This is a genomic window from Sporomusa rhizae (genome assembly GCF_041428845.1).
Taxonomy (GTDB): domain Bacteria; phylum Bacillota; class Negativicutes; order Sporomusales; family Sporomusaceae; genus Sporomusa; species Sporomusa rhizae.
This window is the reverse complement of record NZ_CP156925.1, coordinates 1,026,813-1,046,302: the sequence shown is the minus strand read 5'-3', so window position 1 is coordinate 1,046,302 and position 19,490 is coordinate 1,026,813. Positions and strand designations below refer to the sequence as shown.

13 protein-coding genes are annotated in these 19,490 nt (G+C 44.0%); 4 read left to right on the top strand and 9 right to left on the bottom strand.

Translation table 11 applies throughout. The features are described from left to right. Nucleotides 1-13: 13 nt before the first annotated feature. The 9 genes from SRRS_RS04810 to SRRS_RS04770 form a co-directional block, all read right to left on the bottom strand. Nucleotides 14-1,429 (bottom strand): DUF1116 domain-containing protein, encoded by a 1,416-nt coding sequence (locus SRRS_RS04810; protein WP_371366709.1) that lies wholly within the window; start codon nucleotides 1,427-1,429, stop codon nucleotides 14-16. Beyond that, on the bottom strand, nucleotides 1,429-2,988 hold the full coding sequence (gene fdrA / locus SRRS_RS04805; protein ID WP_371366707.1) for an acyl-CoA synthetase FdrA: 1,560 nt from the start codon (nucleotides 2,986-2,988) through the stop codon (nucleotides 1,429-1,431). Before fdrA ends, SRRS_RS04810 begins: the two co-directional genes overlap by 1 nt. Beyond that, a complete protein-coding gene (locus SRRS_RS04800; RefSeq protein ID WP_371366705.1) occupies nucleotides 2,989-3,858 on the bottom strand; it encodes a DUF2877 domain-containing protein in 870 nt (289 codons plus the stop codon). It lies immediately after the preceding gene. A 259-nt stretch (nucleotides 3,859-4,117) separates the two neighbouring features. Next, nucleotides 4,118-5,761, bottom strand: coding sequence for a PucR family transcriptional regulator (locus tag SRRS_RS04795; RefSeq protein ID WP_371366703.1), 1,644 nt, complete (start codon nucleotides 5,759-5,761; stop codon nucleotides 4,118-4,120). Between the two features lie 82 nt (nucleotides 5,762-5,843). Further along, nucleotides 5,844-7,889, bottom strand: coding sequence for a methyl-accepting chemotaxis protein (locus tag SRRS_RS04790; RefSeq protein WP_371366701.1), 2,046 nt, complete (start codon nucleotides 7,887-7,889; stop codon nucleotides 5,844-5,846). A gap of 291 nt (nucleotides 7,890-8,180) precedes the next feature. Further along, nucleotides 8,181-9,452: a uracil permease gene (uraA, locus tag SRRS_RS04785; RefSeq protein WP_371366699.1), complete on the bottom strand. Its 1,272-nt coding sequence runs from the start codon at nucleotides 9,450-9,452 to the stop codon at nucleotides 8,181-8,183. Nucleotides 9,453-9,712: 260 nt separating this feature from the next. Then, entirely contained in the window at nucleotides 9,713-10,897 is a 1,185-nt protein-coding gene (locus SRRS_RS04780) for a CaiB/BaiF CoA transferase family protein (protein ID WP_371366697.1), read from the bottom strand. A gap of 184 nt (nucleotides 10,898-11,081) precedes the next feature. Further along, on the bottom strand, nucleotides 11,082-11,864 hold the full coding sequence (gene yqeB, locus SRRS_RS04775; protein WP_371366695.1) for a selenium-dependent molybdenum cofactor biosynthesis protein YqeB: 783 nt from the start codon (nucleotides 11,862-11,864) through the stop codon (nucleotides 11,082-11,084). A gap of 516 nt (nucleotides 11,865-12,380) precedes the next feature. Next, nucleotides 12,381-13,088, bottom strand: a complete 708-nt coding sequence (locus tag SRRS_RS04770) for a L,D-transpeptidase family protein (RefSeq protein ID WP_371366694.1) — start codon at nucleotides 13,086-13,088, stop codon at nucleotides 12,381-12,383. Between the two features lie 343 nt (nucleotides 13,089-13,431). Here SRRS_RS04770 and SRRS_RS04765 point away from each other — a divergent pair, with 343 nt between their 5' ends. The 4 genes from SRRS_RS04765 to SRRS_RS04750 all read left to right on the top strand — a co-directional run bounded on the left by SRRS_RS04765 (nucleotide 13,432) and on the right by SRRS_RS04750 (nucleotide 19,197). Beyond that, complete coding sequence (locus SRRS_RS04765) at nucleotides 13,432-14,511, top strand: type II asparaginase (RefSeq protein WP_371366692.1); 1,080 nt, start codon at nucleotides 13,432-13,434, stop codon at nucleotides 14,509-14,511. A 283-nt stretch (nucleotides 14,512-14,794) separates the two neighbouring features. After that, nucleotides 14,795-16,147 (top strand): sensor histidine kinase, encoded by a 1,353-nt coding sequence (locus SRRS_RS04760; protein WP_371366690.1) that lies wholly within the window; start codon nucleotides 14,795-14,797, stop codon nucleotides 16,145-16,147. Nucleotides 16,148-16,269: 122 nt separating this feature from the next. Further along, nucleotides 16,270-16,956 (top strand): response regulator transcription factor, encoded by a 687-nt coding sequence (locus SRRS_RS04755; RefSeq protein WP_371366689.1) that lies wholly within the window; start codon nucleotides 16,270-16,272, stop codon nucleotides 16,954-16,956. A 435-nt stretch (nucleotides 16,957-17,391) separates the two neighbouring features. Further along, on the top strand, nucleotides 17,392-19,197 hold the full coding sequence (locus SRRS_RS04750; protein ID WP_371366688.1) for a flagellin: 1,806 nt from the start codon (nucleotides 17,392-17,394) through the stop codon (nucleotides 19,195-19,197). Nucleotides 19,198-19,490 lie beyond the last annotated feature (293 nt).

The following is a 19,490-nucleotide window of genomic DNA, read 5'->3' as shown; positions in this document are numbered from 1 at the left end:
GATTTTGGTTAGATTACTTAATGCGCTCTGCTAAAGCTAACAGCGCTTTTTCGAAGCATTCAACCGGCGGTCTAACAACTCCCGCGCCTACCTGTCCAACACCTGGGTCTTTATGAGCCATACCGGTATTAATAACAGGCAGTATACCGCTGGCAATAACCTTACGTACATCAATACCTGTTGATGCACCGCGGAAATTCAAATTAGGATTAGCATAATTCGGGTTTTCGCCCAAGGTAATTTCAAACATTTTTTGCGAATAACCCAGAGCATCTTCTGCAGTACCACCAACGAACTGTACAATTGCGGGTGCACCGCCCATTGCAAAGCCGCCAATACCGCAGGTCTCGGTAATTGCGCTGTCACCAATGTCAGGGTTGGCATCTTCCATAGTATAACCAGGGAACATGAGACCAACGATCATTTGTGCCGGGCCGGTAAACCAAGTATGGCCAGGGCAGCCGCTTACGCGAATACCGAATTCTACACCGTTACGGCACATAGTGGTAACAACTGTACTATTTTCAATGCCGTGAGCGGCGTCCAACGCAGCTTTACAAGCAGGCATCGAAAGGTTAAGGAAGAAGTGGTCGTTAGAGTTGATAAATTCGATTACACGGATAACTGCTTCAGGATCAGCACCGGTTCGTAAGAGATACGGAGTAATCGCTCTGATGAACATGCTGGTGCCGGCTTTATTACGGTTATGGCACTCATCGCCCATTTGTACAGCTTGGGCGATAAGGCTGCGAACATCGATGCCGCCGGAAAGTTTAACTGCAGTTTTTAAGATAGGACCAAGTTCGGTTTCAATCCATTTCAGGCGGGTGATAACCTCTTCATTGAAGGCACCGAAACGCAATACTTTGCCAAGACCTTCATTAAGTGTGCAGTAAGCAAAGTTACCATGGGTTTTATTTTCAATAATTTGTACAGGCATCGAGGCGGACACAATACCAGCCATCGGGCCTACAGCATCATGCTCATGGCATGGGGAGAAGGTGATTTTTCCGGAAGCAGCCAATTTAACAGCTTCTTCTTCGTTTTTAGCCAATCCTTCATAAATCAGGGCTCCGATAACAGCGCCCTTCATTGGGCCGGCCATTTTTTCCCAGGTTACAGGAGGTCCGGCATGAAGAATCGTGTGTTTGGTCATTCCGGGAACAACGTTAATTGCAGTATCAACATCTACAAACACCGGACGAGCAGCAATAATACGGGAAACAGCTTCGGCATTGGCAGCTTCGATTTTTTCTAGATCGATTAATTTATCCAAAGCTTTGATAAGCTCTACCTTACCACCGGCAGGCGGCTTCCAATCCATCTGGACAACATCTGCGCCTTGCAAGCCAAGTTCTGTTTTAAAAGTTTCAGCACCGATATTTACAACGGCAAGTTTATTTTGAAATAAAGTATCTATCTGGCTCATTATTTCTCCTCCCGTCCTGCCACAATCAGACCTGCCAAACGGGCAGCTTTGGCATTACTCTTGGCTACAGTAACCCCAGCGGCAGCCAGTTTCTGCTCCGATCTGGTCAAACCTTGCGGATCTTGTTCGGTTCCACATACATAACCGATTATTTCCAAATGACGGCCTGCTTCCTTAGCAGCACGCTTCGCTTCCATAATAGCCGGCATTGTAATCCCAACCGGATCAGCGTGAGAACCATAACCAATTTCAAAGTCCATTAGGATAACTGCGGTTTCAGGATCAGCAGCTTCTTTGAGTAACCGTTCTAAACGTAAGGAAGGCTCAATCATCGGATGTGGTTTCCCTTGGGTAAATACATCATCGCCCAGGTCGATAAAGGTATGGCTTTTGCTGGTATGGGGATCTGCCAGCTTTTCTTCTGCCTTTTTGGCAATATTAGAATATGTTTTGAGTCCGCAGTCTTTAGCAATATGCATAGCCTCATCACAGAGGGTGCCGCCGCAGAACAAACCGCGAATATATTTTTGTGTTTTTCCTAACTTTTCTGCTTTGCTGGCAGCCTGTTCTTTCAGAGCAGCATCATCACCGCAGCAAGCGGCCGGTTTTTCACCATTGCCTAAAGCTACTGCCATTTGGGCGGTAACTTCAAGATTTTTACCGAAATAAGCGCCGGCTTTTTCAACTTGAGCAGCATCGCCATTAATGAAGCAGATAACTACCGGTTTCTTAATACCTTTTACTTCTTTAAGAATTTTATTGGCCACCGATTCAGCTGGCGGCTTGGAAATCAGTACAATAACTTTTGTTTCTTCGTGGCGGGCCAGAGCAGCCAGACCATCAAGCATGGTAATGCCACCAACCGCTTCTGTGAGGTCCCGTCCGCCGGTACCAATAACCTCAGAAACACCACCGCCCAGACGGTCAATGAGTACTGTTACTTCTTGCGTGCCTGTACCGGATGCTCCTACAATACCGATGTTTCCTTGACGAACTACGTTGGCAAAACACAAACCAACATTATTTATAATAGCAGTTCCGCAGTCAGGACCCATCATTAAAAGTCCTTGCTCATGCGCAAACTGTTTCAAAGCAACTTCTTCTTCTACGCTTACATTATCACTGAACATCATGACATTCAGGCCGTTTTTCAATGCTTGCATGGCTTCCCGGGCCGCATACTGACCAGGAACCGAAATAATTGCCATATTGGCTTCCGGCATTAACTTTACTGCTGATGCTACAGATGCAGGATGTACTTCGCCGCCACTTTTTCTGGCGTTGGTCTTTTTAGCCAGTGATTCTTCCGCGAGTCTGATTGCTTCTTCAGAAATTGTCTCATTTTCTGCTCTGACGGCAATAACCAGGTCATTTGCACCTGCTGCAGCTACCGCATCAGTATAAAGGTCAACCCTTTGCAGCAGCTCTTTATTCATGTCTGTTGCCATAGATACTACAGCATCAGCAACTCCTGGCAATGCTGACACTTTGCCTGACAGTGACATTAATGCCACTGAATCATGATAGGCATCTTTTTTGACTATGATTCTTACATCCATTTAATTTCCCCCTTGCTCGGATATTTCGGCTAATTCCCTTCCAAGCTCCAGACCGGCAGTTAAACCAACCGCCCAGTCTGTCCCGGATAAGGAACCCATCTGCAGTACTTTTAAAGCAGCTGCCTCAATCGTTACCTCTGAACCGCTAATGACTTCACGCAATAGCGTAATTACATTTTCCCTTGCCTGTCCTTCCGCCGCTGTTATCAGCATTTCCTGACTGATCGCCGTAGTCTGACGGACGGCAGCCTCAGCTAAACGGTATCCAAGGCTTTGGTATTTTTCACTAAAGGGACTGCCCGGCATATTCATTACCGTAAGCAGCGCAGCGCAGAAATCATCTCCTGACGGCGTTAGTCCCCCGCCCAGGCCAATTAACTTACACCCCGTGCGATAAGCATCATCAAATCTTTTGGAACGTAGTGCTGTTAAAAAGGCTTGCGCCCGTTCTGTCAAACTTGCAATAAACACATTCTGATTACAGCAAGCGGCTTTGGAAAACCATACATCCCACAGTCCACCACTTTTACCGTTACTGGCAATGCATTTTCGCATAATCTTTGTGTTATCTTCCAAAAGGTTCGCGGGATATTTGCAAGGAAACTCCGGTAGTATGGATTCCCAAAGAACTATGTCGGCTAAATCAATAGTAAGCTTACCAACAAGCAATTTTCCAGGAGTCGCCTCTACTTTGTCACCAGGCTGAATCCCCATTTCACTAAAGTGCATCGGGGCTGCCACGCGAATATTGTGGGGAGCGTTATCTATGTGTGCTGCAGCAATACTATATAACCGGCTATCGGCGGTACTGATATTTACCGTCTGGTTGAATACACTGTGAACCTGTCCGAAATAGTCCAAGTCTAGCATTTTTTTTACAAACGTACTATCTCCTGTAAGCGCCTGTAAACGCGAAGCACCTCACCTCCCTATTGAAATAATATCACAATTCAGACTTTACTCACCATATGAATACTATATAAGCTTATGCGGTTTTTTACCTACTTTTTTGTATATTCTCACAAAGACACTACCGCCGTCTTACGTATTTAAAAGGCTCTCACTTCTTACCCTTCGCCCAAGAAAAAAGCCCCCGGCTCTTCGCGAACCGCGAGGGCTTGCACCACTGTTAGTCATTCATAATTTTCAATAGTTTGAGAGCCAATTGAAAATCAAGACATACTGTAGCATCTTCCAGACTGCGTCCAGTAATCTGCTGGATGCGGTCAAGCCGGTATAATATCGTATTGTAGTGTACATACATCTTTTCTGTGACTTTTTTCAGCTTCCCGTTACATTCAAAATAAACTTCCAGGGTTTTTATCAACTCGGCCCCTTTTTCCTGATCATATAGGAGGATTTTTCCTAGAGTTTCATTGATAAAACTATGCAATTCCTGTTTATCCTGAATGTTGCCTAACAGCCGCCAAACACCCAAGGCGTCATAATAGCAAATATGTTCCTTAGGCCAGATTTTTCTTCCCATCTGGCAAGCCTGCAATGCTTCCCGGTAACTATTTTGAATACCGGCAAGTCCACTTTCGGCCCGGCCGACGCCGATATAGCCATACTCTTTTGTAAAAAATCTACTAAAGCGGACAACTAATTGTTCATGAATAACTTTTATCGTTTCCCGCACTTTATCCAGATCTTTATCGGTAGCATCCTTGGGAATAGGAATAAGCATGATAATACTGTCCAGCTTAAAGCCTACGGCAATTTCCGGGAATTTTTCCCTCACACCTTGAATAATCCGCTGGAAAATAAGCCGGTGCTCTTCTTCTCTATCGTCATTCTTATAATGGAACCAGATAGCTGCTACCACATGGGGGGCCTGCAAATCAATCCCCAAACTCATGGCACGTCCCTTTAAATTCTTTTCCTCCCCAAGATCAGCGACAAGTATTTCATTTAGAAATTCGTTATAATAACGCCTTTCCACAGAAGCAACGGCCAACTGATTAACAAGTACCAAGGCGGCAACAGCGGCTGTCCGCTCAATGGTAACTTCATCACAACGTGACAGGGGCTCATTCGTTTCCAGGACGGATATCGTTCCATACCACTTCTTACCGACACAAATGGCAGTTCTGAAATAGCCGGTTTCCTTTCCGTCTATTACTACTGTTCCCCGGCCCAAGCCTGTCCCATACCTGCTGTTGGAAGCAATAAATTTTTTTATATCCTTATGCTCTTTATCATATTCTTCATGAGCTACAACAGCTTCATGAGAAAACGTCTGTATAATTGCCAGATTATTGCTGAGTGAGGCAACCAGCACCTTGGCGATATCCTGCATATCGCCCCCTTCAAGTACAACTCTGTTTAGCTGGAGATGAACCTCGTCGACACGCTGAATAATAGCCAGCTGCTGATTGCTGATTTCACTAAGGATCGGATTAAGAATATCCGGAAACGAAACATCCTGCCCGATTTCCAGCAATGGGAAGTTAAACTTATCCGCCTGCTCAATCATTACATTGGGTATTTTTTCGATATATCGCCCTGGCTTAATAGCTAATCCGGCCAAGTTTCGGTTAGCCAGTTCCGGAATAAGGCGCGATTGGGCAATTGAATCATCGCGAATAGAGTAGACTGTCGTCAGCAATAATTCTCCCGCCCGAGTCCAATCGAGGATATCAGGAACCTCCATAATATTAACTGAACGAACTATGTTATCGAGACCACTGGCTCCGGCAATCAGCCGGACATTTTTCAAACTTGGCAATGCCAGCATTTCACGTAAACTAATACCTGCGCTATGAATCAACATTGTGCACCACCCATCGATTTAACTTTAGCTGCAACTTGGTAATTATCTCTAATTATAGCACAGCTGAAGTCAGACCAATGCCTTATAATCTAAATTTGCCAACCGAGGCATGCAGTTCCTGAGCCATACCTGCCAAACTTTCACTGGAAGAAGCAATTTCAGTCATGGCTGTAGATTGTTTTTCCACAACTGATGATACAGCTTGCGTTGCTTTTGTGACATTATTGCTAACTTGTTCAATGTTTTGCACTGAGTCTACGATTGTTCGGCTGCCACTGGCAATTTCCTGAATTGCGGCGGCAATACCTGTTACTTGTCCGGATAAGTCGTTCACCAGCGTAATTATTTGGCTAAAGGTATCACCTGCACTGTTAACGACTTCCGCACCAATCTTAACTTCCTTAGTGCCCGCACTCATAGATGTTACTGCTAACTCTGTTTCAGACTGTATTTCTGTAATTAAGGTCGAGATTTGCTTGGCCGCTTCGTGAGACTGTTCGGCCAATTTCCGCACCTCGTCTGCTACCACCGCAAAGCCCCGGCCTTGCTCTCCGGCGCGGGCAGCCTCAATGGCGGCATTTAACGCCAGCAGATTGGTTTGACCGGCAATACTGGCAATAGTATCTACTATCTGACCAATTTCGTGTGAACGTTCACCCAATTTAGCAACTACCTGGGCAGAGCTTGTCACAGTTTTCTCTATATTTGTCATTTGAGAAACGGCCGAGTTAATGGTATTACCCCCAAATTGGGCTTTTGATGCCGTTTCAACAGATTTATCAGTAACATACTGGATATTGTCTGCGACTTCCTTAATACTCGCTACCATCTGCTCTACAACAGCGGCAGCCTGTTCAATAGATTGAAGCTGATCGGTAGTTCCGCTAGTTATCTCCATAACTTCAGTTGCAATCCGGTTGGCGGCCTGAGCCGAACCGTCGGCGCTTGCCGTTAATTGTTCAGATGCTGCGGCAACTTGTTCGGATGCACTGGCAACCTGACGAACAAGACCGGATAGTTTACTTTTCATTTCATTAACAGCCTGTGCCAACCGCCCCAACTCATCCCCGGAGGTTACAGGAACAGGCTCACCCACTAAGTCACCATTGGCGATTTCCTGAACACTGCCTAAAACCACGCCAAGCGGTTTTACCAATAACCGGCTGACAAGGCGGGAAATTACAAATATGAGTAAAATAACGGCAATCAGCAAGGTACTCAGAACGGTTGTCTTAAGCCCTGTCACATAGGATGCAATCTCCGCAACCGGTATAACAACAATAGCTACATATTCGCCAATTCTCTTATAGGATACAAATTTCTCCTCACCATTATCAGAATAGGTGAGAATCCCTTTTTCCTTGGCTAAAGCCTCTTTGCCCCATTCTCCGCTATCTTTTATATTTTTACCGACTCGTTCTTTAGCAGGATGGGCTACTATGACTCCATCCCTACTAACAATACCTACATAGCCACTCTTACCGATATGCGTTTTCTCAGCTAAGTCTTGCATATCCATTTTACTAAGTAATTCCTGAATCTCTCTGGGTTCTACACCAATCTGAATAATTCCCGGCTTGTCAATCCTCGCAACTCCGATATATTGGAATAAACTTTTGTCAGTTCCCCGAATCATGGGTTCCTGAGCAAGAGTATAGTTTTTGTCTTGCATAATCTTCATAAACGGTTTTGTCTGCTCAGATGATTTAAAGTCGAAACCGTAAAACGCTTGTACATTTCCATGGGTCAATATCCCGTTCTCATCAATTACATGTATTTCTGCTACGTGAAGTTCTTTAGCTAGTTTTGTCATATTTTCCAAAGATAATGCCGCAGGTGAATTGTCCAAAGCAATAATTTGGGCAACCGAACGGTTCAGTGCTATGTTTTTTTCGTCCATGGCTTTTCTCGTTATGTTCATAACTTCCAGTCGTGATTGCATCGTGTCCATGACGTTGTCGAACTGGCTGTCAATTTGCCGGTAAAAAACGTCAAGAATTATAGATTTGGTGGTATTGTAACTGTATACGCCAAATGAAGCAATAACGACGACAGTAATAAGCAGTATCGGCCAAAGCAGTTTCAATTTCAAACTTTTTTTAAGGCCTAGTAGTGACATAATATTCATGAACAACTCACCCTTGTAGATAGATTCACAGTTAGTACTCCATTGTTAAATTTTAAAGAAAACACGGCTTGCGCCGAGCCTTTGGCGAAAGTGGAAGCCGATGTTGCCCTTATCCAGGCGAAAGTTATACTTTCTATCAGGAAAACAAAACACGGCTTACGCCGAGCCCTTGGCGACAGCGAAAGCCGATGTTTTATCTTTTGTAGCATTTTACCAAAACAGAAGTGTCTGTAGGAGGAAAGAGACCGTCTGTCGCGGGCCTTTTCCCTCGAGACTTTTAGTAAGCTTATTTTAGTGACCGGAGCTGTTTTCTTCAGTGTCGTTCATAAAAGATACCATTTCCAGTAACTTGAAGACTAAGCTAATGAAAATCGCTACCACAGTAGCCAAAGCCATACCCTTCATTTCTACAGTACCAAGTTGGATATGGGCACCGCTAATGCCGACAATAAGAACAACCGAAGTCAAGATCAAGTTTCTCGCTTTGCTGTAATCCACTTTGGATTCGACCAGCATACGTATACCAGATGCGGCAATAATGCCGTACAATAACATGGATACACCGCCCATTACCGGGACAGGAATACTTTGAATAGCAGCAGCAAGTTTTCCCACGAAAGAAAGGACGATGGCGAAAACGGCTGCGCCGCCGATTACATAAGTGCTATATACTCTGGTCATAGCCATAACACCAATGTTTTCGCCGTAGGTAGTGTTAGGAGTAGAACCAAAAAAGCCGGAAATCATTGTTGATATACCATTCCCTAAGAGTGAGCGGTCAAGACCTGGGTCTTTTACCAAATCACGGCCAACGATGTTACCGGTAACCAGGAGATGGCCAACGTGCTCGGCGATTACTACCAGCGCTGCAGGCAGGATAATAGCAATAGCGCTTAATTGGAAGGATGGTGTGTAGAATGTCGGAACTGCAAGCCAAGGAGCTGCAGCAATAGCAGTTGTATCAACAAGCCCGAGCGCGAAAGCCAAAGCATAACCAGAAAGTACGCCAATAAGAATGGGGATAATAGCCAAAAAACCACGGAAAACTACTGATCCTAAGATTGTGATTGCTAAAGTAGCCAGTGAAACAGTGATTACTTTGGGATCAAGAACTTTAGCTGTCAGACCGGCCATATCTGCCGCTACCGGAGCAAGCTCGAGGCCGATTACGGCAACGATTGCCCCCATTGCAGCCGGCGGAAAGACCACGTCAATCCACTTGAGGCCGACAACCCTAATTGATAGGCCGACTAAGCTGAAAACCAAACCGACTACAATGAAGCCGCCGAGAGCTGCTTCGTACCCGTACTGGGGTAAAACAACAAATACCGGCGATAAAAACGCAAAGCTTGAACCAAGATAACCAGGGATCTTACCTTTAGTAATAAAAATATAGAGCAATGTGCCAATACCATTAAATAACAATACGGTGGCAGGGTTTACTTTAAAAAGAATAGGAACCAGAACAGTTGCACCAAACATAGCAAACAAATGTTGCAGGCTAAGGGGAAATGTTTCCAGCAATGATGGACGTTCTTCAACTTCAATAATCCTTCTGGCCATTTTTTCACCGTCTTTTCATTTTTATTTTATTTAACGTTGCAGGTACTCTACATCACTATCTCCCTGCTGATAGTAAAGTTTTTTTAAGCAACCACCCCCGAAAAATAAAATTGCACAAAGGCCGTCGGCATATTCTGGTTTAACTAAGTTAGGAATCTTGTAAATATTAAGTCTTTTTCGACAAACTAGCATCTTTAGCCTTTGTGCAACCACTACAAATCAAAGAGTATTTAGCAATCCCACTTTGTATAAATATCTATTTACAGTGCTTTCTTGCCTCTCAATTCGGCAACTTGTTCGCTTGTTAATCCTAGCATTTCCTTCAGGATTTCCTCAGTGTGCTCACCCAAGAGCGGTGCTGCATTTTCGACAGCGCCCGGAGTTGCGGACATTTTGATGGGAATTCCCGCCATTTTAACAGGGCCAGCCACACTATGAACGGTCTCTACAATCATGTCACGTGCTTTAATTTGTGGATCGTTGATAACTCTGTCAACGGTATTAAGAGGACCGGAAGGAATTCCCTGGCCGTCTAAGGCTGCAAGCCATTCGTCTACCGTTTTATCCGGGAAAACATCATCCAAAATTGCTTTTAACTGGCGCTGATTTTCTGTCCGGGCTGGGTTGGTAGCAAACCGTTCATCATTGATTAACTCTTGTCGTCCAATCAGATTGCAGAATTTTTCCCATAACTTATCGTTGCCAACGGCAATGATAACATAGCCGTCTTTCGCTTTGAATGGTTCGAACGGCGTAATGGACGGGTGACGGTTGCCAAGCGGAGTAGGTACTTTACCGGAAGCAAGATAGCGGGCAATCGCGTTTTCTAAAATCGCTACCTGACAATCCAGCATAGCCACATCTACTTTTTGCCCTTCGCCGGTTTGATTCCGGTGATGCAAGGCTGTTAAAAGGCCAATGACCGCGAAGAGTCCGGCGGTAATATCCCCGATAGAAGCCCCTACCCGGGTAGGTTCACCGTTTTCCTGTCCGGTAATGCTCATTACTCCGCCCATGCCTTGTACAATTACATCATAAGCAGGTTTTTTACTATATGGGCCGGTATGACCAAAACCCGAACAAGCTGCATAAATAATTGACGGGTTAATCTCTTTCAGTGTGTCATATCCTAAGCCTAATTTCTCCATTGTGCCAGGCCGGTAATTTTCCAAAACAACGTCGGCTTTCTTAACCATATCGATAAATATTTGCTTACCTTCGGCAGTCTTCAGATTTAGCGTCATGGAGCGTTTATTTCTGTTTAAGCTCATAAAGTAGACGCTTTCCGTACCGGCAAAAGGACCAAATGCTCTTGAATCGTCACCACCATCGGGAGTTTCAATTTTAATCACATTGGCGCCAAAGTCAGCCAGCATCATTGACGCATAGGGTCCAGCTAATACCCTTGTTAAATCTAATACAACCAGTTCTTGTAGCGCTTTCATTTTGTTTCCTCCTTTTTGTTTACACAATTATTTTGCATTTTTAAATTTTCAGGTTTTGTATTCCCGTTAATTTCTATAAACTCCTTTGTTAATTACCACAAAGCCCTATCATATTTTCTTAAAATTTCGTAATTTTTTTTGTTACTTTACCAAATAGCCTGCAAAACTGCTTGCTTTTTTATTATCATCTTAAGTGCAATATGGCTTCTAATGCCCCGCCGGCGACAGCTCTTGCTTTGTCGGATATGCTATGACAGTGTTCCTGACGACAACGCGGGTCGACATCACCAATCTTCATTCCTGTTGTTACCAGTATACCATCTTGAATAAGCCCTCGCAAAATGCCGGGAATCGCCACTTTTACTTCGACCCCGTTTACCGTTCCGACTACGTCACCGGCACAAACGGTATCCCCAATATTTCGCAAGCTGGCAAACTCTCCTGGCGCCGGTGATTTAATTAATCGTTCCAGCGTATAGCCGCCAACTTCACCGGGAATTCCGGTATTTTTAATGGCGCCACCTTCGTAATAAACGCGGCCTAAGTCATGACCGCGCATAGTCTCGACTACAGCCCCAACATCAACTCCAGCCGTAAAACCTGGTCCAATACCAATCACTACCGGAGCATCGCTTAATGCCGTACCGGTATTGCTTTTAGCGATAATAGCATCGACAACAGCATCAGGCTTTAATTGTGAAATGCACGTGGCAGAAGGATCGATAACTACGGGAATCATGTCCTGCGATAAAGTTGCATGGATGTCACTCATTTCAGTTAGTTTTGCCCGAACCCCTTCAACGGCAATCTCTCCACTGAATATTGCCTGCGCAAAAGCTACTGTGCGTCTTACCACGGTAGGCTTGTCCACTTCGGTAATTACAACCTTAAACCTACTCCGAAACAGGCGATGAGCAATTCCTGTTGCCAAATCACCGCCACCTTTTATAACTACTAAACCCTTCATTGCAACACCCCATACCCGACAGCTCTTTTTATAAACAGACTAGTAGAATTAAACAAAAACCATTATACCAGTAGACTAGAAGCACTAAAACAAAAACCGTGAAACAAGGATACGGAAAATCGCTTATCCAATTACTTTTTTTAGGGATTCTAGGCCTTCCGAGGCAACGCTCCAGACTATGATAGTAATTGCTGTATTCCCGTTATTTACTACAAACTCCTTTGTTATTTACCACAAAAGCCCGGGCTGATTTTTGCAAATTTTCGTAAAAATACAAAATAGATTGCCATTTAGGTCTGAATAATCTAACTTTTGCCAGCGAGCGTCCTGCAATAGAAATCGGCTTGCTCTCCGGTATTCTGGAATAATGGACATCCATATTACACTTGTCAGATACTTTCGTCAGGACAAAAAAATAAGACAGCTATCGTTCTGCCACAATAGCCATCTTATATTATAGGCATTGTGATGAAACCTATTCGCCCCTGGTCTGCTCTAATCTCATCCAAACAGCCTCTAAAGGTGCAATAAATTCATCGTTTTCTCATCGGTAACGCCTGTTTCCGGCAGCCGATTATCCCGTTGGAAGGCTCTAAGTGCCGCTTCCGTATCTTTACCAAATGTTCCTTTGGCTCGTTCCTGATAATAGCCTAATTTAACAAGTTTAAGCTGCAATACAACAACATCAGGCCCCATCATACCAGGCCGTAAAACCCGGTCAATGTTAGGTTTAGTGCCGATAATATCAACAGGTGTGCCCTCAGGTACCCATTCATACAATTCCTCCGAATCCTGATTTCTCATACGAATACAGCCTTGGCTGGCGAAGCTGCCGATAGACCATGGCGCACTTGTCCCATGAATTCCATAACTGCCCCAGGGAATATCCAGTCCCATCCAGCGGGTACCTGTTATTTCCCTAGGGCTCCAGCACTTATACTGGATATTCCACTCACCGATAGGCGTAGGCGTAGCTTTTTTACCTACAGCCACCCGGTAGCGCTTAAACAGTCTGCCATTATCATATAACTCCAGCACCCTGTCATTTATCCGTATTACCAGTTTTATTTCTCCTTCCGGTGCTTGCGTCGGTGTACTGACAGAGTAATTCAGAGCCGCCGCATCTATAAATTCAAGAAACCAAATACCGCCAAAGGTAATGAACAAAGCTGCAATAACAATACCGAAGAAGTTTTTGACCCGCTTGGCATTCCAAAAAGGCATACATAAGTGCCCCCTTTAGGATTTGTTACTCTATAATATTAGCTTTGCTTGTAATCCATGCTTATTATTGTTCTTAATCAGCTCTGTTTTTTTGCAAAAGTTGACAGGATTATTTAAAGGAATATAGTAATCCCTATCTTCTTTGTTGTACAGACAGAAATGCCAATTGGTTAGACCAATTCACGACAATCAAAAAAGTAAAAGTATTCAAAATAGTTTGTCAAAAAAGGGCAAACCTCAAGAATGAAACATAAACTCTCAAAATTCACTTAAATGAATTTTGGTATTTAATCCCAAATTGTTTATAATTATTATGGAATTACATTATTAGGAGGGATCCTGAATGAACCGGAAAACGTATTTGCTGCTCGCGATTGTTTGCCTGGTGGTTTTTAGTCTTCAGGCCGTATGCTTCGCAGAAGCAACAGACAAGCTCCCTAATGTCAAAATTCTTGCCACTGGCGGCACCATTGCCGGCGCCGGCGCAACAAACACTACTACCGTAGGCTATACAGCTGCGGTAGCCCCTGTCGAAGCCTTAATCAACAATGTACCCGAATTGAAAAAAGTTGCGAATGTCAGCGGTGAGCAAATTTCTCAGATTGCCAGCGAAAACATGTCAAACGAAGTCTGGCTGAAGCTTGGCAAACGCGTTAATCAACTGCTGGCTCAAGACGATGTAGACGGCATCGTTATCACCCATGGTACTGACACCTTGGAAGAAACCGCGTATTTCTTAAACTTAGTAGTTAAAAGCGATAAACCGGTTGTTCTTGTAGGTTCCATGCGTCCGCCCACAGCTATGAGCGCTGACGGTATGCTTAACCTCTATCGTGCCACCATTCTGGCCGGCAGCAAAGAAGCCGTTGGCAAAGGCGTTCTGGTTATGCTTAATGACACCATCCACTCTGGTCGTGATGTAACTAAAACTATCACTGACCGCGTAGATACCTTTAAAGCTCCTGAAATTGGTCCACTCGGGTTCTTCACTGGTGATAAACCCGTATTCTACCGTGCTCCTTTACGCAAACATACTGCTGCTACCGAATTTGATATCAGCCATTTAAATGAATTACCCCGCGTTGATATCGCTTACCACTATGCCGGCAATACCGGCGTTGTAATTGAAGCTCTTACTAAAGCCGGCGCCAAAGGTATTGTTCATGCCGGTACCGGCAACGGCAGCATCGGTAAAGCCGAGTATCCGGCAATCGAAGCTGCTCAGAAAAAAGGGGTTGTAATTGTAAGAAGCGCCCGCGTCGGTAACGGCATTATCGCCCGTAACGGTGAAGCTAACGACGACAAATATAACTTTGTCGCTGCCGACAGCCTTAACCCACAAAAAGCCCGTATCCTTTTAATGCTTGCTTTAACCAAAACCGACAACCCGCAAGAAATTCAAAAGATGTTCTGGGAGTACTAATAAAAACTAAGAGCTTCAGGCTAAAACCTGAAGCTCTATTTTTTTGTAAAAAAGCAACTTTTTCAACAAAGAATCTGAGATTCGAACCTTTTATATTATTTCTCCCCTTGGAGTTACTGGATTTTTGTTTTAAAATAGTAATCAATGAATTATTTACCAAATTTGATGGATTTGTAGAAAAAACTAAACAAATTTCAAATATTTATTTGATAAATTTAATAAATAAATGTTTCCATGGAAGGAAAATTTCTACAAGGCTGTTCATAAAGGAGATTCCCCTTTAATGTTTCAGAGGCTGCGCCTTCGACTTACTCTAATTAACGTTGTTATCATACTCACTCTCTTCCTGCTGCTCATTGGCGGCGCCTATTTTTTTTCTAAAGCCAATATCACACACCATACAGAATCAATATCCAGAAAACTTGCCGCAGACATTCATGCAGGTCTTATTAACGATTGGCCGCCACATCCGCCCCCCGGCAATATGCCTAGACCTCCCGAGAGACTGGAGACTCTGCGTTTCCTTGTTCCCCGCGACAGCGAATCACTCCCCCCATCGCCACGGCCAGATTTCTTTTTTGTTAAAACTTTACCTGATGGCAGCATTAGTTTCCAATCATCCGGACAACCACTTGCTGCGAATTGCCTGATGGCACTCACCCAAGCCGCCTTAACGTCCCCCTCAGAACAAGCTACCGTTACCCACGAACAAACAACCTATTCCTATTGTAAGACTCCTTTGATGAATCAAAACGGAACTTTGATTGTTTTCCATGATTTAACCCCGGAAACTAATATGCTTCACCTTGTGATAGCTATCCTGATCGCCGTTGGCTTCTGCTGTTCTTTTCTTTCTTTTGGTGCCAGTTTCTACATGACATACCGGGCTATCATCCCAATCAAACAAGCTTGGCAGCAGCAGCGTAATTTTCTATCAGATGTCTCGCACGAATTACGCACTCCGTTATCGATAATTCAAACCAACTTAGAGATAATCAAGCTAAGCCGGGATGAAACCGTAGCCAGTCAGGATAAATGGATTGATAATATCCAGGAAGAAAGTCTGCGTACGATAGGATTGGTTAACGATCTCCTGTTTTTAGCCAGAGCTGACTCAGAGCGGCAGCCATTACATAAGCAGTCATTTTCATTAGATACTGCTCTCAGACAAGTAGCTGCTCCCTTTGAAGCAGTAACTCTACAAAAAGGATTATTTCTTAAGATTAAATGCTCAGCGCCTCTTGAGTTTTATGGCGATGAAGCTCGCATAAAACAAGTCATAGCAATATTACTGGATAATGCTATCCGGCATACATTAGCCGGGGGCATAATTGTTTCACTGGAACAAACCAACAGTAAAATGCAAATAAGCGTTACCGATTCCGGGGAAGGAATTGAACCGGAATATCTGGATAAAATTTTCGACAGATTTTATCAGATAGATAAGTCCCGCAATAAGGGTAGTTCCGGCTTGGGTCTGGCAATTGCCAAATGGATTATTGAAAAACATGACGGCTCTATCACAGTTACAAGTTCCATAGGAATTGGTACCACTTTTACAGTGGAACTTCCAATAAATAAACATAGTCACGGGTGGGGTTTTAGCCCCTTTGAAGGTTGTCACAGGATGAACTAAGTTAATTACTTTCAAATAAATATTGGAATTAAATAAAATTCCAATATTTATTTGCGAAAAGTAAATAGAGATACCAAGGATGGAAAAACTTCACAAGGCTGTGGTGACAAAGGGTGTAATATATGAAACTTCTGCTGGTAGAAGACGAAAGCAAGTTTTCAGAATCACTATCACACTTATTGAGGAAAAATGGCTTTGTAGTGGATACTGCTCTTGATGGCCAAACAGGGTTAGAAATGGCCTGTACCGGAATCTATGACATCATTATCCTTGACCGCGTGCTGCCCTATCAAGATGGGGTCTCTTTACTCAGAGAGTTCCGCAGTCTGGGACATGATACCCCGGTTATCTTCTTAACCGCCAAAGATTCTCCTGAAGACCGGGCCGAAGGTTTAGATGCCGGAGCCGATGATTATCTGGTCAAGCCCTTCTTTTCTGTAGAATTATTAGCAAGACTTAAAGCCCTAACCCGGCGCCGCGGCAAAACGTTAACGGAAAATGTACTGACTGCCGACGACCTTGTCTTAAACCCAATGCGCTGCCAGGTAATCAAAGGCAACAAGGTCATTCAGTTAACCCTAAAGGAATCTCAACTATTGGAAGTGTTGATTCGTAACTATGGTAATGTAGTGACTAAGGAGCTAATTATTCAAAAAGTCTGGGGTTATTTTTCCGAAGCTGAATTTACTACCGTCAATCTTTACATTCATTACCTGCGCAAGAAGCTTAATCTCTCGAATCTAAAAACAGTATGGGGCGTTGGCTATTATTTGCATAAAGAAAAAGATAGCTCGTTAACCGCTAATTGAGATTCAAAAAGAGGACTATCAAACCTAGCTCCCTTTAATGGCTAGGCTTTGGTAGTCCTCTTTATGTAAAAATCACCAACCTCGCTTAACGAAAATTCATAAAGCAAGCCTCGGATACGATAATCCAAAGGCTTGCTTTTTTTGTCGACTTCCGCTTTCGCCAAAGGCTCGGCGCAAGCCGTGTTTTCTTTATGGAATTATAATGTTCGGACCCTGACAAATTTCGCGATTTTTCTGGTTTAACACCAAAAAAGTGAAAATATTTGCTAACTTAATATTTTCCTAATATTTTTTTAAACATTTTTATAATATTGCTCTCCGAATTTCCAGTTAGAACATCGAAAGGAGGTACAAGAATAACGGCAATCCCGTTGTTCTATCCAAAATTAACAAGCATGGAAGCCTATTTTTCTTAAATCAAGGAGGAATTAAATTATGGGAATGATTATTAATCACAATCTTTCAGCGCTGAACACGTTTAACAAACTGAGTGCCAATAATGCGCTGATGAACAAGTCACTGGAGAAACTATCTTCGGGTTACCGGATCAACACGGCTGCCGACGATGCCGCCGGTCTGGCTATCTCGGAAAAAATGCGCGGCCAAATCCGCGGTCTTGATCAGGCTAAGTCCAATTCGCAGGACGCTATCTCCATGACCCAAACCGCTGAAGGCGCGTTAGACGAAACCACCAGCATTCTCCAACGTATGCGTGAACTGTCAGTAAAAGCTTCTACCGATACCTTAACCGACTCTAACCGTACCGCTGTCCAGGATGAAATTGATGCCTTGACTTCGGAAATTAATCGGATTGGCAATACCACATCGTTCAATACCAAAAGCCTGCTGAAAGGTGACGGTTCTACTAATCTTGGTTCTACCAGCTTGGTAAGTGTAGGTACTTCAACTACTGGTGGAGCTGTCGCCAAAACGCAAGCTTCAATGCTATTTGATAAACTAACTGTTAAAGCTGGCACAACTGCATCCAATAGCTTCAAAACTGTTGTAGGTGGCGAAACATTAACTATTAATCTTGTAAATGATGCGACTATGAGTGCAGATGGTGCTGCAATTGACACTTCTTCGGCAACCGGAAATTCGATTACTGTTAAGTATAAAGCAGCAGCTGATACCGATATTAGTACTGTTCTTGGTAACGCTGTCTCAAGCATGATCTCCAAAAACTCCACGCTGGCTAATAATTGGAAAGTAACTAACCCAGCCGCGGAGCAAGTCAAGATAGAAGCAGTCAAAGATGGAGCTGCCGATGGAGCTGCAGGTACCATTGGAGTAGGATCCATGACAGATGCTACTACTACATTCTGGAAAGCAGCCCCGGTGATACCTTCTGCAGGTGTCATGGGTACGACAACAGAAACAAAAGCAAGTACACAAATTGACCTATCTAGTATTAACTCGGTTACTAAAGCAACTGCATTATTAGGCAAGGGTTTTACTATCAATGGTAAACAAGTTGAATTTTATGATGCAGATGCAGGTGCCTATACCGGAACTGCTATTGGTATCAATATCAGTTCTTTGGTAAATACTGGCGCTACTGTTACTGGTGCAAAGATTGCAGACGCCATTGTTGAACAGGCGAATGGAAAAATTGACGGTGTCCTACTAAGTACTGATACTACCAATAATAAATTGACAGTGACAGCAACAGCTACCGGCGACAAGGGCAACGGTATTAATGTTAAAGATGGCGGCGTTCAGGAAGCGTTCAAAGCTACCTTCCAAATCGGTGCCAATACCGGACAAACTATGTCCCTTAGCATTAACGACATGCGGGCAAAGGCGCTTACCGTTTCTTCAACAACGGCTGGCGGATCTATCACCGTTAAAGACAGTGAAGGCAAGGATGTAACTGCAAGCTATAAGGCTGCTAAAAATGTAACAGACGGCACTTCCGACACCTCCATCGAATATTCACTTGATTTATCCACTGCGGATAAGGCAACTGCCGCCATCAGCGTTATTGATCAAGCTACCACCACAGTATCGGCTGAACGTTCCAAAATGGGCGCCGTTATTAACCGTCTGGAGCATACTATCAACAACCTGACTACTTCGAGCGAAAATCTGACCTCGGCCGAATCCAATATCCGCGACGTAGATATGGCTTCGGAAATGGCGAAATATACCAATAAGAGCGTGCTGAACCAAGCAGCTACTGCTATGCTGGCCAAAGCCAATCAGCAACCCCAGCAAGTACTGACTCTGCTGCAAGGCTAATATTTACCAATAAAAAAGACAGTGGGAAGCTTAGTAATAAGTTTCTCCACTGTCTTTTTTTGTGCATTTTGCACCCAAAACCTCCGCTGGCCGCTTGTGGCAGCCGAAAGTCTATCGATAAAGAAAACAGGCTTGCACTGAACCTTTGGCGAAAGCGGATGGGGACTCACGGAGTCGACGATAACCCCCGTAACTCCCGTAACCCCTGGCCTTTGCCGGAAAAAGCGTTCCGCAGGAGAAAAGCCAGGTGGTATTCCGTTAAGAAATCCGTACTGTTTGAGCACAGCGAGTTA

Bases quoted from the DNA above. Each gene is read 5' to 3' on its own strand.
- SRRS_RS04795 (WP_371366703.1), bottom strand. From the start codon at position 5,761: ATGTTGATTCATAGCGCAGGTATTAGTTTACGTGAAATGCTGGCATTG.
- SRRS_RS04770 (WP_371366694.1), bottom strand. From the start codon at position 13,088: ATGCCTTTTTGGAATGCCAAGCGGGTCAAAAACTTCTTCGGTATTGTT.
- fdrA (WP_371366707.1), bottom strand. From the start codon at position 2,988: ATGGATGTAAGAATCATAGTCAAAAAAGATGCCTATCATGATTCAGTG.
- uraA (WP_371366699.1), bottom strand. From the start codon at position 9,452: ATGGCCAGAAGGATTATTGAAGTTGAAGAACGTCCATCATTGCTGGAA.
- SRRS_RS04800 (WP_371366705.1), bottom strand. From the start codon at position 3,858: ATGCTAGACTTGGACTATTTCGGACAGGTTCACAGTGTATTCAACCAG.
- SRRS_RS04765 (WP_371366692.1), top strand. From the start codon at position 13,432: ATGAACCGGAAAACGTATTTGCTGCTCGCGATTGTTTGCCTGGTGGTT.
- SRRS_RS04780 (WP_371366697.1), bottom strand. From the start codon at position 10,897: ATGAAAGCGCTACAAGAACTGGTTGTATTAGATTTAACAAGGGTATTA.
- SRRS_RS04810 (WP_371366709.1), bottom strand. From the start codon at position 1,429: ATGAGCCAGATAGATACTTTATTTCAAAATAAACTTGCCGTTGTAAAT.
- SRRS_RS04750 (WP_371366688.1), top strand. From the start codon at position 17,392: ATGGGAATGATTATTAATCACAATCTTTCAGCGCTGAACACGTTTAAC.
- SRRS_RS04755 (WP_371366689.1), top strand. From the start codon at position 16,270: ATGAAACTTCTGCTGGTAGAAGACGAAAGCAAGTTTTCAGAATCACTA.
- yqeB (WP_371366695.1), bottom strand. From the start codon at position 11,864: ATGAAGGGTTTAGTAGTTATAAAAGGTGGCGGTGATTTGGCAACAGGA.
- SRRS_RS04760 (WP_371366690.1), top strand. From the start codon at position 14,795: ATGTTTCAGAGGCTGCGCCTTCGACTTACTCTAATTAACGTTGTTATC.
- SRRS_RS04790 (WP_371366701.1), bottom strand. From the start codon at position 7,889: ATGAATATTATGTCACTACTAGGCCTTAAAAAAAGTTTGAAATTGAAA.